This window comes from Micromonospora sp. NPDC049836 (assembly GCF_044465125.1).
Lineage (GTDB): Bacteria > Actinomycetota > Actinomycetes > Mycobacteriales > Micromonosporaceae > Micromonospora.
The window spans coordinates 268,618-282,306 of the sequence record NZ_JBITLH010000009.1 but is presented as its reverse complement, the minus strand read 5'-3'; the positions used below and the strand labels follow the sequence as shown (position 1 = coordinate 282,306).

11 protein-coding genes are annotated in these 13,689 nt (G+C 74.0%); 6 read left to right on the top strand and 5 right to left on the bottom strand.

Going from position 1 to position 13,689, the window contains the following annotated elements; translation table 11 throughout:
- Nucleotides 1-44: 44 nt before the first annotated feature.
- Together ACIBPB_RS24300 and ACIBPB_RS24295 are read right to left on the bottom strand one after the other, a co-directional pair.
- The gene (locus ACIBPB_RS24300) at nucleotides 45-2,795 is read right to left on the bottom strand and encodes an ATP-binding protein (protein ID WP_396841772.1); all 2,751 of its coding nucleotides are present in this window, start codon (nucleotides 2,793-2,795) and stop codon (nucleotides 45-47) included.
- Nucleotides 2,796-2,880: 85 nt separating this feature from the next.
- Nucleotides 2,881-3,429, bottom strand: coding sequence for a hypothetical protein (locus tag ACIBPB_RS24295; RefSeq protein ID WP_396841771.1), 549 nt, complete (start codon nucleotides 3,427-3,429; stop codon nucleotides 2,881-2,883).
- Nucleotides 3,430-3,631: 202 nt separating this feature from the next.
- Here ACIBPB_RS24295 and ACIBPB_RS24290 point away from each other — a divergent pair, with 202 nt between their 5' ends.
- Nucleotides 3,632-5,146 carry a hypothetical protein gene (locus ACIBPB_RS24290; protein WP_396841770.1) on the top strand — a complete coding sequence of 505 codons (1,515 nt, stop codon included), beginning with the start codon at nucleotides 3,632-3,634 and terminating at the stop codon, nucleotides 5,144-5,146.
- An 80-nt stretch (nucleotides 5,147-5,226) separates the two neighbouring features.
- A complete protein-coding gene (locus tag ACIBPB_RS24285) occupies nucleotides 5,227-5,745 on the top strand; it encodes a hypothetical protein (RefSeq protein ID WP_396841769.1) in 519 nt (172 codons plus the stop codon).
- Between the two features lie 12 nt (nucleotides 5,746-5,757).
- Here the strand turns inward: ACIBPB_RS24285 and ACIBPB_RS24280 are convergent, their stop codons facing one another.
- Together ACIBPB_RS24280 and ACIBPB_RS24275 are read right to left on the bottom strand one after the other, a co-directional pair.
- A complete protein-coding gene (locus tag ACIBPB_RS24280) occupies nucleotides 5,758-6,444 on the bottom strand; it encodes a DNA alkylation repair protein (protein WP_396841768.1) in 687 nt (228 codons plus the stop codon).
- 72 nt (nucleotides 6,445-6,516) lie between these two features.
- Nucleotides 6,517-7,272 carry a PIG-L deacetylase family protein gene (locus ACIBPB_RS24275; RefSeq protein ID WP_396841767.1) on the bottom strand — a complete coding sequence of 252 codons (756 nt, stop codon included), beginning with the start codon at nucleotides 7,270-7,272 and terminating at the stop codon, nucleotides 6,517-6,519.
- 83 nt (nucleotides 7,273-7,355) lie between these two features.
- Here ACIBPB_RS24275 and ACIBPB_RS24270 point away from each other — a divergent pair, with 83 nt between their 5' ends.
- From ACIBPB_RS24270 to ACIBPB_RS24260, 3 genes are all read left to right on the top strand, one after another.
- Entirely contained in the window at nucleotides 7,356-8,255 is a 900-nt protein-coding gene (locus ACIBPB_RS24270; protein ID WP_357324290.1) for an alpha/beta hydrolase, read from the top strand.
- 106 nt (nucleotides 8,256-8,361) lie between these two features.
- Nucleotides 8,362-8,976: a dihydrofolate reductase family protein gene (locus ACIBPB_RS24265; protein ID WP_396841766.1), complete on the top strand. Its 615-nt coding sequence runs from the start codon at nucleotides 8,362-8,364 to the stop codon at nucleotides 8,974-8,976.
- A 59-nt stretch (nucleotides 8,977-9,035) separates the two neighbouring features.
- On the top strand, nucleotides 9,036-9,854 hold the full coding sequence (locus tag ACIBPB_RS24260; RefSeq protein WP_396841765.1) for a PIG-L family deacetylase: 819 nt from the start codon (nucleotides 9,036-9,038) through the stop codon (nucleotides 9,852-9,854).
- A 69-nt stretch (nucleotides 9,855-9,923) separates the two neighbouring features.
- On the opposite strand, the gene ACIBPB_RS24255 is transcribed toward ACIBPB_RS24260, so the two are convergent.
- The gene (locus tag ACIBPB_RS24255; protein ID WP_396841764.1) at nucleotides 9,924-11,309 is read right to left on the bottom strand and encodes a PHB depolymerase family esterase; all 1,386 of its coding nucleotides are present in this window, start codon (nucleotides 11,307-11,309) and stop codon (nucleotides 9,924-9,926) included.
- A gap of 743 nt (nucleotides 11,310-12,052) precedes the next feature.
- Here ACIBPB_RS24255 and ACIBPB_RS24250 point away from each other — a divergent pair.
- Nucleotides 12,053-13,573 (top strand): arabinofuranosidase catalytic domain-containing protein, encoded by a 1,521-nt coding sequence (locus ACIBPB_RS24250; protein ID WP_396841763.1) that lies wholly within the window; start codon nucleotides 12,053-12,055, stop codon nucleotides 13,571-13,573.
- Nucleotides 13,574-13,689 lie beyond the last annotated feature (116 nt).

Sequence of the window (13,689 nt, the reverse complement as noted above, 5' to 3'; positions counted from 1 at the left end):
CGGAACGGTACGGCGCGCCGGCCGCCGAGGAATCCGGCGTTTCCCTAGCGATTGTCCGCCGGCCGGCCGGCCATCGCGGCGCCCAGCTCGGCCCGGCTGGCAATGCCCAGCTTCCGGTAGACGCGGGCCAGGTTCGCCTCCACCGTCTTCGGGCTGATGAACAGCTCGTCGGCGATGTGCCGGTTGGTCCGGCCCTGGGCGGCGAGCCGCGCCACCCGCTCCTCCGTCGCGGTCAGCTCCAGCGGGGCCGGGGGACGACCGCCGATCCGGCCCTGCTCCGCGCGGGCCCGCTCCGCGAAGGCCCGCGCGCCGAGCGCGTCGAACTCCGTCGCGGCGGCGCGCAGCGCGTCCTGCGCCGCCCGCTTGCGCCGGGCCCGCCGGTGCACGACGCCGGCGACGAGCAGGCAACGGGCGCGGTCCAGCGGCAGCACCCCCGCCGGCACGCTCGCCCGCGCCGCGGCGAGTGCGTCGAGCGCGGCCAGCGGGTCGACCCCGCTCGCGCTGTCCAGCAGCACCCGGCTGCGGGCCAGACCCAGCGTCGTCCACGGCCGGGGCAGCCGTTCGTGCCGCTCCGCGAGCCGGGCCAGCGCCGTGCGGGCCGTCGCCAGGTCACCGGCGCGCACGCACGCCTCGATCCAGTCCGGCTCGAAGCGCTGCGCGAGCGGCTCGACCAGCCCCAGCTCGTCGACGTCGGCGGCGAGGCTGCCGTACGCCCGGGCGGCCTCGTCCGTGCGGCCCGCGCAGAGCGCCACGAAGGCGGCCAGGTGCCGGTAGATCCGGCGGACCCAGCCGTCGCCGGTGTCCTCGGCGCGTCGCAGCCCGGCCTCGGCGACCACGCCCGCCTCGGCCAGCCTGCCCCGGTGCGCGTCGAGCAGCCCCGCCAGCCACCGCTCGCCGTTGAGCCCGGTGCCGAGCTGCTCGCCGAGATCCCGGGCCGCCGCGATGTGCCGCTCGGCGGCCGGCCAGCAGCCGGCCAGCAGCTCGGTCTCGCCGAGATGGCTGAGCAGCTCGTGCTGCAACGGCTGATCGCCGCGCGCGGTGGCCCGGCCGAGCATCCAGTGCAACCGCTGCCGGGCCCGGTCGGCGTCGTCGATGGACTTCCACCAGACCGCGGGTATCGTGCCGGCCAGCCAGGACGGCTCGTCGCCCTCCATCGCCAGCGCCCGGTCCATCAGCCCGGTACGGGCCGGGCGCCCGGCCCGTACCTCCTGGAAGAACAGCTGCAGCAGCGCGGCGGCGGCCAGCCCGCGGTCGTCGGCCCGATCGGCGAGCAGGGCGACGGCCGCCTCCGCGTGCCGGCGAGCGGGCCCCGGCGCGTCGCGGAACCCGGCCAGGTGCGCGTGGATCCGCCCGGCCAGCGGCGACTCCGGCGGCACCGCCGCCAGCGCCCGCTCGGCCGCCCCGACCGCCACCTCGCCCGGCTCGTCGGCGCTCCACGCCACGATCGCCCGCAACAGCAGCGACTCGGCGCGCAGCTCACCGGCGAACTCGTCGGCGATCGACTCGGCCGCGGCGCCCGCCGCCGCGTAGTCGCCGCTGTCGTACCGGCAGCGCGCCGCGGATAGCCGCAGCCGGCCCCGACCGGCCGGATCCTGCGCCGGGACGAGCGCCGCGGCCCGCTCGAAGAGCTGCGCGGCCACCTCCGGCGCGCCCCGGACGTGCTGCCGCTCGGCGGCGCGGGCGATCACGCCGGCGACCGCGAGGTCCGGGCCGACCGTGCAGAGCGCGAGGTGACGGGCCCGCTCGTCCGGGTCGGCGACGACGTCGGCCAGCGCCCGGTGCAGCCGGCGGCGGATTCCCGGCGAGCTGGCCGAGCGGACCGTCGACGCGTACACGGGATGGGTGAACTCGACCGCGACCGGCGTCACGACGAGCAGCCCGGCCTCCTCCGCCGGGTCGAACGCGGCCGGCCGCACCCCGGCGGCGGTCAGGTCGCGCAGCGTCGGGACGGCGAGCAGCGCCGCCAATCGCACCGCGTGCAGGGTCTCGGTGGGCAACCCGGCCAGCACCTCGCCGAGCAACTGCTGCATCGAGGTGGCCACCGGCAGGTCCTCGCCCGGCGACGGCGGCCGGGGCAGCCGCAGCACGGCCCGGGCCAGCTCGATCGCGAGCAGCGGGTTGCCGCCCGCGTCCCGGGCGATCCGGGCCAGCAGCGGACGGCCCAGCGCGGCGCCGAGCCGGTTGCGCAGGATGTGGTGCAGCGCACCCACCCCCAACGGCTCCACGCCGATCCGGGTGAGCCGGCCGCCGGCCGGGCCCTGGCCCAGCCCGAGCGGTACCACCTCCGGCGCCGCCTCGGCCCGGCGGCAGGTGACCAGCGTGGCCAGCCGGGGCGCCACCCGGCGCAGCGCGAACCGCAGGGCCCGTTCGCTGGCCCGGTCCAGCCACGGCGCGTCGTCGATCGCGACCAGCACGGGCACCCCGCTGTCCACCGCCGCGTCCAGCAGCGAGCGGGTGGCGGCACCGATGACCCGCTCGTCGACCGGCTCGTCGCTGTCGGCGGAGAGCAGCACCATCTCGGCGGCGCGGCGCTGCGGGCCGGGCAGCCCGGCCGCCTGCGCGGCGACGGGACGGAGCACGTCGGCCAGCGCCGCGAACGGCAGGTCCAGCTCGGATTCGGTCGGCGCGCAGGCGAGCACCAGCCACCCCGCCCGCTCCGCCTGGGCCACCAGCGCCCGCCACAGGGTCGTCTTCCCGATGCCGGCGGGCCCGTCCAGCAGCACCACGCCGGTCTCGCCGAGACAGCGCCACGCCTGGTCGATCACCGCGTCGCGGCCGACGGTCTCGCCCAGCACGTGATCAATACTGGCACGGGCCCGGACCACGAACCAGGACCGCTCCGGTGGGCCCGGACTGCCGATCCGGATGAATCCGGTGGGCTCAGAGCCGGCCGGCGACCGTACGGGCGACCGTCTCCAGTGGCTTGCGGTTCTCGGCCGGGTCGTTGAGGCGTACCAGCCGGACGGTCACCCAGCGGCCGGACTTGTTGACGAAGACCGCCTCCACGGTGGCGTACGCCTCGTCGCCGACGCCCGACAGTGGCCGCAGTTCGTGCCCGAGGTCGCGTTCGATGTCGAGGTACTTCTTCGCCCCGTCGCCGACGTAGACCTCCACCTGGGCGGTCGGGCCGGTGACCGGGCCGGAGTAGGTGCAGCTGTCCTGGACCGGCTTCGCGTCCGCCAGGGCGGTGCCGGCCAGCCGCTCCGCCTCCGCCTTGGACACCAGGGCGCAGGGGTCGACGGCGGCGGCCGGGCTGGGGGCGGCCTCCTCCGTGGCGGCCGTGGACACGTCGACGCCGGCCGGCTGGTCGGTGGCGGGGGGCGCGGATCGGGGTGCGCTGTCGGAGCCGGCGCAGCCGGCCCCGGCGAGCAGCGGGAGCGTGGCCAGGGCCAGCGCGGCGAGCCGGCGGTACGGGCGGGTGTCGTTCATCGCTGCGGATCTCCCTATCGTCGGACCGGCCGTCGAACAGACCCGCCGACCGGCTCAGCGAGCGGCGCCAGGTGATGCGTCGAACGGTAGGACCCGACGGGCGGTGAGGAATCGGGGGTTTCCCTCTCCTTCGGCCGGAGCCGGCTCTGCATAGGGAATCACCCGATTCGGTGGCCGGCCCTCGCGCCTAGCGTCGGCGGGCATGAGCACCCAAGCGTCCCGACCCGAGCGCGCCGGCCCGACCGGCCTGCTCCGTCACCGGCTCGCCGGCGCGGCCGCACTGGTCTGTCTCGTCGCGCTGACCGCCGGGTGCGGGATGCTCGACCCGGCCCGTTCCGGCCCCGCCGACGCGGCGGACCGGCGGTACGGGTACGCGCCCAGGCCGGACCGCTCGGTGGTGTACCAGCCGGACGTCGTGCTCGTCTCCGGCGGCGGCGACGCGATCCGCTCGGTGAGCGCGGACGGGTTCACGTACGTGCTCGACGGTGACGCCGCCGGCGCCGGCGACCTCGCGCCCGGAAAGATCATGTTCGCCACGAGCGAGGCGCTCGGCCGGGTGGTGCGGGTCGAGCGGGCCCGGGGCGACCTGGCGGTCACCCTGGCTCCGGTCGAGCTGACCGACGTGGTACGCGACGGCCACTTCACCATCGACCAGGCGCTGGATCTCGAGGCGCAGACCTTCGGTCCGCTGCCCGACCTGTTGGGGGAGGTCGCCGGCGAGGCACCCGCCACGCCGGTCCTGCCGGACCCCGAGCAGGCCACCGGGCTGGGCACGAACGCCATCGGGGTGGGCGGCCTGCGGCTCGCCGTGCCGCCGCTGGCGCTCGGGCCGGCCCGCGCGCCGGGAGCGGGCGCGGCCAGCAGCGTCAAACGGAAGGTCGGCGCCTGGGATGTGACGGCCTACAAGGACAACGCGAAGCTGGGGCTCAGCGCCGAGCACTCGACCGCCGCGGCCGGCCTGCGGGTCGACTTCGACATCCAGTTGCTGGTCCGCAACCTGCGCGTCCGCGGTGACCTGCGGGTGACCAACGGCATCATCCCGCACCCCTCGTTCCGCATCGACGGGGTCGAGGGACTCGCCGTGACGATCGCCGCCGGCGCACAGGGCGGGCTCAGCGACAACAAGAAGGCGAAGATCGAGTTTCCGATCGAGGTGAAGCAGCCGATCATCATCGGCGGCTTCCCCGCCACGTTGAAACAGACCTTCAAGTTCCTCGTCGAGACGGCGTTCACGGCGAAGAACGGCAACATCTCCGCGACCGGCCGGTGGGGACTCTCCGGGCCGATCGGCTACGCCGGCTCGTCCGTGCTGACGCCCACCTTCTCCGTGCGGGAGAGCATCATGCAGTCCCTGCGCGGCGTGTCCATCGGCGTCGAGGCGATCGTCCTCGCGGTCGAGTTCCGCTTCGGGTTCCTGATCGGCCTGCCGGTGGCGGGGGCCGGGCCGTTCGTCGCGATCGTGGCCTCGGTGGGCCTGACCAACGGTTCGGCGGCCGGCCGGGTGGGGCTGCCGCTGGCCGGACCGGCGGTGAAGTGTCGCGGGTCCACGCTCGTCGCCACCGTCCGCGCCGGGGAGGGCATCAGCATGTCCGAACCGTTGGCGAAGGCCATCGAGCACGTGCTGAAGGTCACCGTGCCGAAGGAGGCCGACTTCGTCAGGAAGGACATCGTGAACCGCACCGTCGTCGAACCGGACGTGCCCCTCTGCCGGGACTGACGGCCACCGAGACATCCGGCCCGGGCCCGACAGGGTCGCGACCGACACCGACAGCCGAACCGATCAGGAAGGAATGACCCATGGGGATGTTCAGGAAGCTGGCCCAGGTCGCGCTCGTCGGAGGCGCGCTCACCCTGGTCGTGGCGTGTGGCAGCGACGGCGGGCCGGCCGCGTCCGGCCCGGTGGGCGTGCCGGCGGCCGGGGACGAGGCCGCCGACGCCGGGACCGGCGCCAACGGCGACGAGTGCGGGCGCCTGCCGGCGAACGAGGTCGCCGAGGTGATCGGCCCGAACGACGGCGGGCAGCACGACTACGCGCTCGGCGGGTGCATCTGGACGGCGTCCGCCGGGCCCAAGGACGGCATCGTGGAGGCGGTCTCCGCGACCGTGCTGCCCAAGGAGCAGTACGAGGCGGTGGCCGATGCCGGCGGCCCGGTGAGCGGATCCGCCGACGACGCCACCTACAACGACATCCACGGTGAGCTGTGGTTCCCGTGCCGCGGCGGCGACTTCTGCGGGATCAAGGTGAGCATCAGCGACCCGGACAGGCGCAAGGACGCCGCGCTCCGGCTGGGCAAGGTCCTGCAGGGCAAGGTGTAGCGCCCGCGCCAGCTACCCGCCGTGCTGGCGGCGCACCATCTCGGCGATCCAGGCCGGCGCGTACGGGGACGTGCAGCCCGGCGAGGTCGGGTAGTCCTTGAGCACCGCCAGCCGCTCGCCGATGTCGATCGCCCGCGCCCGGTGCTCGGGATGGTCGATGCCGATCTGCGCCAGACAGTGGTTCATCGCCCACTGCAGGCGCTCCGGCGCCGGCTTCAACTCCGCCTCGATGACGTCGAGCAGACCCGCGAGATCGAGGCCCGCGGGCCGGCGCGCCACGCGCTCGGTGGTCAGTGCCCAGCCCGCACTGGCCACCACCGGATCCGCGTCCGCGGACCAGGCCAGGCGCAGCCGCTCGGCGTGCGGGCTCTTCTTCACCACGTAGGTGACCAGCCAGTCGTGCACCTTCGGGGTGCGCGCCTCGCGGAGCATCCCGTCCAACTCGTCCGGCTCGAACGCCTTCGGCCGGCAGATCAGGATTGCCAGCAGCCGCGCCGCGCTGTCACCGCTGCGCCAGAGTTGGCGCGCCAGCTCCGGCTGCGTACCGAGCCGCTTGGCGAGCGCGCGCAGGCTGCCGAGGTTCACCGCGTGGTCGTCACCGTGCCTGCTGTTGACCGCGCGGGTCTTGGGGTCCGCGAGCGCGGCGAGCTCGGCCAGCACCTCGGTCACCGTCGTACCGGTGGGTGTCGTCCCAACCACCGCGGCCTCCTGTCCCGTACGTCCGATCCGGCGCCCCGGGGGGCCCGCCCGCCAGCCTGAGCCGGGGCCGGCTCACAGCCAGGGCGGTGGGCCCTCGAACCGGAGGGCGTGCACGTCGAACAGGACGGCCTCGGCCACGCCCAGCGCCGGCCCGCCCAGCCGGGCCGCCCAGGTGAGGAACGGCCCGGGTTCCGGGCCCGCCACGCCCAGGCCCTTGGTGTACTCGGCGTGCGCGGCCAGCGAGGCGATGCCGCGCCGCAACGGCTCACCCGTGACGTCGACACCGTGTGTGGGGCGCTCGGCGCCGGCGAAGCAGACGTAGCGCACCCCGTCCCAGGGCGACAGCCCCTCGTCCGCCAGCTCGGTGAAGATCCACCGGTTGCCGGCGTCGCGCGCCGCGTCCAACGTGGCCAGCCCCACCGCCCGGTGGTCGGCCTGGTTGGTCATGCCGCCCACCATCCGGATGTCGAACGCGCCGGAGACGATGACGTCGGGCCGGTGCCTTCGGATCGCCCGGACGATGTCCCGACGCAGGTCCGGCCCGTACTCGACGACGCCGTCGCGGTGCGCGAGGAACTCCACGACGTCCACGCCGACCTCCCGGGCGGCGGCGCGCTGCTCCCGCTCGCGCAACGGCCCGGCCTCGTCGGGGTGCACGGCGTCGATCCCCGCCTCGCCCCGGGTGGCCAGCAGGTAGGTGACCTGCTTGCCCTGCGCGGTCCAGCGGGCGATCGCCGAGGCCGTGCCGTACTCGATGTCGTCGGGGTGCGCGGCCACCGCGAGGCAGCGGTCCCAGTCCTCCGGCAGTGCCGGCAGCAACTCCTCCACGTTGCCACCGTAGCCGCCGGCGCGCCGATCCGGCACCGCCGTGTCGCCGACCCGTACCTCGGCCGGGCAGCGATACTGGGCGGGTGGATCCCAGCCGGCTGCACCCGCAGGCACGGGCTGCGATGCAGGTCCAGCAGCGGGTCCCGCTCACCCGGGCGACCCTGCCGGCGGCGCGGCTGAGCATGGTCCGGGCCACGCCCGACGAGGTGGGCGGCGGGCCGGCGATCCGCTCGGTGGTGAGCGTCGACGCGGGCGGGGTGCCGGCCCGCCTCTACCGCGACGCCGGCGACGACCCGCTGCCGGTGGTCCTCTACGCCCACGGCGGCGGCTGGGTGATGGGCGGCGTCGAGACCCACGACGGGTGGTGCCGGCACCTCGCGGCCGCGTCCGGCTGGGCCGTGCTCTCCGTCGACTACCGGCTCGCCCCCGAGCACCCGTACCCGGCCGCGGTCGACGACATGGCGGGCGCGCTCGGCTGGCTGCGCGGGCCCGGGGCGGTGGGGTACGGCCTCGACCCGGGCCGGATCGCGGTGGCCGGTGACTCGGTGGGCGGGCACCTGGCGGCGGTGACCGCCCGGCGGGCCCGGGACGCGGGCATCCGGCTGGCCGGCCAGCTGCTCAGCTGCCCGGTCATCGACCCCGCGGCCGACTATCCGCCGCTGGACGAGTACGGCCTGGACCGGGAGGAGATGCGGTTCTTCTGGGACGCGTACGCGCCCGCCGGGGTGGACCGGACCCACCCGGACCTGGACCCGCTGCGCGCGGACCTCACCGGCCTGCCGCCGGCCGTGGTCATCACGGCCGAGCTCGACCTGCTCGCCGCCGAGGGGGAACGGTACGCCGCCGCGCTGCTGGCCGCCGGCGTGCCGGTCACCGCCACCCGCTACCAGGGGCTCATCCACAACTTCCCGCGCAAGCTCGCCCTCTTCGACGCGGCCCACCTCGCCCTGGCCCAGTTGGCCGCCGCGCTGCGCCGGTGGTGATCCGCCGGGAGGGGTTCCGTGCCGAAACGGGTCGGTGGCCCGCCGATGAGTTTGGAATGCTGCGACGGTCTACCCGTCGACTGGACGCGACTTGAAGGGACTTCCGATGGCAAAGGTCATCTCCACGCTGTTCATCTCCGCCGACGGTGTCGCCGAGATCGACCCGGACTGGCACTTCCCGTACTTCGACGAGAACATGGGCCGGGCCGTCACCGAGGACTACGACACCGCCGACGTGCTGCTCATCGGCCGGGTGACGTACGACAGCTTCGCCGGCGCCTGGCCCGAGCGGGAGGCGGCGGGCGGCGACGACGCCGGCTTCGCCAAGCAGCTCGGTGACGTGCGCAAGGTGGTCGTCTCGCGGCAGCCGCTGACCTTCACCTGGCGCAACTCGGAGCTGGTCGACGGCGATCTCGTGGCGGCCGTCCGCGCGCTCAAGGCCGACGCCGGCAGCAAGGGCATCCTCATCCCCGGGTCCATCTCCGTGGTGCAGCAGCTGCTCGCGGCCGGGCTGGTCGACGAGCTGCGCCTGCTGGTGCACCCGGTCGCCGCGCGCAAGGGGCGCAGGCTGTTCGACGACGGCGACACGCCGTACCACCTGCGGGTGACCGCGACCGAGGTGTTCCCGACGGGTGTGCTGCGGGTGATCTACGCCCCGGCGGAGGCGCCGGGCAAGGTCGGCTACGACGACGTCCAGGACCACGTGCCGTCGGGCAGCTGAACGGCCAGCACCGGAACGGGTCGGCCGCTGCGTGCGGCCGACCCGCCTAAGGTGGTGGGATGGCTGAACGACCATTGACTCTGATGGCGGTGCACGCGCACCCCGACGACGAGGCGACGAGCACCGGCGGGATCCTCGCCCGTTACGCGGCGGAGGGCGTGACGACGGTGCTGGTGACCTGCACGGACGGTCGGTGCGGCGACGGGCTCGGCGGGACCAAGCCGGGCGAGCCGGGGCACGACCCGGGCACGGTGGTGACGATGCGCCAGGCCGAGCTGACGGCCAGTTGCGCGGCGTTGAAGGTCACCCACCTGGAGACGCTCGGCTATGCCGACTCCGGGATGATGGGGTGGCCGGCCAACGACGCCCCGGGGGCCTTCTGGACCACCCCGGTGGCGGCGGCGGCCGACCGGCTGGCCGAGTTGATCCGGCGCTACCGGCCCGACGTGGTGGTGACCTACGACGAGAACGGCTTCTACGGCCACCCGGACCACATTCAGGCCCACCGGATCACGATGGCCGCCGTCGAGCAGACGGGCATCCCCGCGAAGGTCTACTGGACCACCGTGCCGCGCAGCGCGTTCCGGCAGTTCGGGCAGGTCATGAAGGAGATCGGCGTCGAGTTCCCCGAGCCGGACGGGCAGCCGGAGCTGGGCCTGCCGGACGACGAGATCACCACCTGGGTGGACGTCGGCGCCTACGGCGGGCAGAAGTTCGAGTCGCTGGCCGCGCACGCCAGCCAGGCCGAGAACATCTTCTTCCTGCAACTGGGCGAGGAGCGGTTCACCGAGCTGATGGGCGTGGAGACCTTCGTCCGGGTCCGGGACACCACCGGTGCCCCCGTTCCGGAGGACGACCTGTTCGCCGGCCTGCGCTGACCGGGGAGACCGGTACCGGCCGGCACGCCGGGGATGCCCACGGGTTGGGCATCCCCGGCGTGCCGGGCGTCAGCCGATCGTGCAGGGCGCGCCGTTGAGGGTGAACGAGGTGGGCGCGGCCGGGTTACCGGTGTGCGTGGCCTGGAAGCCGATGGTGACGGATCCGTTGGCCGGGATGGTCGGGTTGTAGGCGACGTTCCGGGCCGTGACCTGGCCGGAGGCGGGGGAGTAGGAGGCGTTCCAGCCCGAGGTGATGGTCTGCCCGCCGGGCAGGGTGAACCCCAGGGACCAGCCGTTGACGGTGCTCGTGCCGGTGTTGGTGACGATGATGTTCTCGGTCAGCCCGTTGTTCCAGGCGTTGACGGCCACGGCGACCCGGCAGGCCCCGCCCGGCGACACCGTCGGGCTGGGAGAGAACGTCGGGCTCGGCGACACCGTCGGGCTGGGGGAGAACGTCGGGCTCGGCGAGGTCGTCGGGCTGGCCGAGATCGTCGGGCTCGTCGAGACGGTCGGGCTGGGCGGGGCGGTCAGGCCGAAGAAGCCGATGGCGACCGCGGCCATCCCGCTGGACGGCAGGCTGTGCCCGGCGCCCTGGATGCTGTACGCCTCGACCTGGACGGTGCCGGTCGCGTCGGCGTACCGGCGGCGGTTCCAGTTGGTCTGCGGGGTGTCGGTGGAGGTCGGCGTCTGGCTGAGCCCGAACACGTTGGTCCACTGCTCGATGGTCTCCTGGAGCAGTTGGTACGGCACGAGCGTGTCACTGGTGCCGTGCCACAGCTGCACCCGCGGGCGAGGGCCGGTGTAGCCGGGGTAGGCCTGGCGGACGGCGTCGCCCCACTGCTGCGGCGTCCGGTTCATGTTGCCGCCGGTGCACTGGCTGGAACCGGGCGGGTAGTCCGCCGCGTTGGCGAAGCAGTTGAAGGGCACCCCCATGAAGGCGGCGCCGGCCTTGAACACGTCGGGGTAGAGGGCCAGCATGTGGTTGGTCATCATGCCGCCGGACGAGCTGCCGGTGGCGTAGACCCGGTCGGGGTCGGCGCTGTACCGCTGCTGCACGTACTGGATCATGGAGATGATCGACACCGGGTCGCTGCCGCCGCCGCGCCGCTTGGCGGCGTCGGACCAGGTGTCGAAGCAGTTGCCGAAGCCGGCCTGCTGGGTCGCGGTCGGGTAGATCACGATGAAGCCGTACCGGTCGGCGAGGCTGGCGAATTCGCTGCCGGAGTAGAAGCCCGGGCCCGATCCGCCGCAGCCGTGCATGGCCACCACGGTCGCCGGTCGGGCCGGGCGGGAGTCGGGAACGTAGACGTGCATGCGCATCCCGCCGGGATTGTCGCCGAAGCTGGTCACCTCGACCAGCGACGCCGCGTACGCGGGACGCAGGGTGGGTAGCACCAGGCCGGCGGCGGCCAACGACGCGGCCAGGACGAGCAGCAGTCTTCTTCTGATGGTCACGGGGACGACTCCTTCTATCACCTGTACAGGCGGAGGTCGGGCACGCGCGGTGCGGTCGCGGGAACGCCCGGTTCCCCGCGGTGATCGCGCCCTGCCCGCGTTCGGGGTGGCTCGCCCTGCCCGGCTCCGGATGGCGATGTATGGCAAACAGTGTTCCTGTCGGTCCACAAAGTGTCAATCGATGTGACTCGATGCAGCCGGCCCGTCGCGGCCGGCTTCCGGCCGGCTGGAGTCGTGGCACCCGTCCGGTCGGGTCGCGGGCGCCGTGGTGGGCGCCTTCGCCATCGGGGGAGCGGTGTGCGAGGACGAGGGAGTCGCGTGCTGCGGCTGGCATGGCGACAGGGGGTGTGACGCGACCCCTGCTGGCGGATCAGGTCCTGCGCGCCGGTGCCCGCGCTGCCGTCCGTCGCCATCATCGCGCTGATCAGGGGCCGTGCCGACGGCGGGCTGCCCGGCATCCGGGCGCAGCTCACGGCGGGCCTTCTCCGCGGCGTACGCGGGCACCCGAACACTCCCGCCATCGACGCCGCTGTGCTTTAATCAGGTTACGTCGATGTTATCGATAACATCCCTGCCGAGACGCCACCACCGCAGGCATTCCGGCAGCCTGGCCCGCCGGGACTCACCGGTCCTCCGGGTGTCGTCGGCATCAGCTCCTGCCGCGGATGTTAACGCATCCATCGGCGGCCATCACCCATGAGGCCGCGCCACCGGCGCGGCACCAAGGTATCCGAGGAGCCGTCATGGTGGTCTCTCCCGCCCGGCCCGTCCGGTCCACACTGTCGCGTCCCCTGCGGTGGGCGCTGGCGCTCGTCCTGGTCGTCGGCGGCCTGGCCCTGGTGGCCCGGACCCACCCGGCCGTCGCCGCCGCCGGGCCTGGTGCGATCGTCGGCGTGCAGTCCGGTCGCTGCGTCGACGTGCCGAACGGCAGCACCACCAACGGCACCCAGGTCCAGCTCTACGACTGTTGGGGCGGTGCCGGGCAGACCTGGACGTACACGACGGCGCGGCAGTTCACCGGGAACGGTGGCACCTGCCTGGACGCCAACGGTCAGGGCACCAGCCCCGGCACCCAGGTGATCATCTGGGCCTGCAACGGCCAGCTCAACCAGCAGTGGAACGTCAACGCGGACGGCACCATCACCGGTGTCCAGTCCGGACTCTGCCTGGACGCCAACGGCGCCGGCACCGCCAACGGCACCAAGATCATCCTCTGGACCTGCAACGGCCAGGCCAACCAGCGGTGGACCACCTCGACGACCCCGTCGTCCCCGCCGCCCACCTCGCCGCCACCGACCGGCGGGCGGCCGTGCGACATCTACGCCGCCGGCGGCACGCCCTGCGTCGCCGCGCACAGCACCACCCGGGCGTTGTTCTCGGCGTACGCCGGCAACCTCTACCAGGTCCGCCGCTCCTCCGACAGCGCGACGCGCGACATCGGCGTGCTGAGCGCCGGTGGCTACGCCAACGCGACGACCCAGGACAGCTTCTGCGCCGGCACCACCTGCGTCATCACCGTCGTCTACGACCAGTCCGGGCGCGGCAACCACCTGTGGTACCAGGGCTCGCCGCAGGTCCCCGGGTCCACCTCCAGCCGGCCGGCCACCGCGACCAGCGAGTCGCTGACCGTGGGCGGCGCCAAGGCCTACTCGCTCTACATCAACCCCGGCAACAGCTACTGGCGGGACGGGCACACCACCGGCATCCCCACCGGCAGCGCGCCGGAGGGCATGTACATGGTCACCAGCGGCACCCACGTCAACAGCGGCTGCTGTTTCGACTACGGCAACAGCGAGACCACCCGGTCCGCCGACGCCGCCGGCGCGATGGACGCGATCAACTTCAGCACCAGTTGCTGGTTCGGCGGCTGCTCCGGCACCGGCCCCTGGGTCCAGGCGGACCTGGAGTGGGGGCTCTACCCCGGCGGCAGCCAGTCCTGGAACTACAACCAGCGCGCCTTCACCAGCAAGTTCGTCACCGCCACGCTGAAGAACAACGGCACCTCGCGGTTCGCCATCAAGGGCAGCAACGCCCAGTCCGGCACCCTCTACACCCTCTACGACGGGGCGCTGCCGGCCGGCTACAGCCCGATGAAGAAGCAGGGCGCCATCATCCTGGGCAGCGGCGGCGACTGCTGCAAGCCCGGCGGAGGCGCCAACCTCAGCGCCGGCACCTTCTACGAGGGCGCCATGGTGGCGGGCTACCCGTCCGACGCGACCGAGAACGCGGTCCAGAGCGACGTCGTCGCGGCCGGCTACCGCTGACCAGCGCCATCCTCCGTGCCACCGCCGATCCGGTTGGGCGGCCCGTGCTCCCGGGCGCCGCCACACCCCACCGGCCAACCGCAGACCCCGCCGCCCGCCCCGGCGCATCCGCACCA

Bases quoted from the DNA above. Each gene is read 5' to 3' on its own strand.
- ACIBPB_RS24285 (WP_396841769.1), top strand. From the start codon at position 5,227: ATGGGGATGTTCAGGAAGCTGGCCCAGGTCGCGCTCGTCGGAGGCGCG.
- ACIBPB_RS24295 (WP_396841771.1), bottom strand. From the start codon at position 3,429: ATGAACGACACCCGCCCGTACCGCCGGCTCGCCGCGCTGGCCCTGGCC.
- ACIBPB_RS24265 (WP_396841766.1), top strand. From the start codon at position 8,362: ATGGCAAAGGTCATCTCCACGCTGTTCATCTCCGCCGACGGTGTCGCC.
- ACIBPB_RS24250 (WP_396841763.1), top strand. From the start codon at position 12,053: ATGGTGGTCTCTCCCGCCCGGCCCGTCCGGTCCACACTGTCGCGTCCC.
- ACIBPB_RS24290 (WP_396841770.1), top strand. From the start codon at position 3,632: ATGAGCACCCAAGCGTCCCGACCCGAGCGCGCCGGCCCGACCGGCCTG.
- ACIBPB_RS24260 (WP_396841765.1), top strand. From the start codon at position 9,036: ATGGCTGAACGACCATTGACTCTGATGGCGGTGCACGCGCACCCCGAC.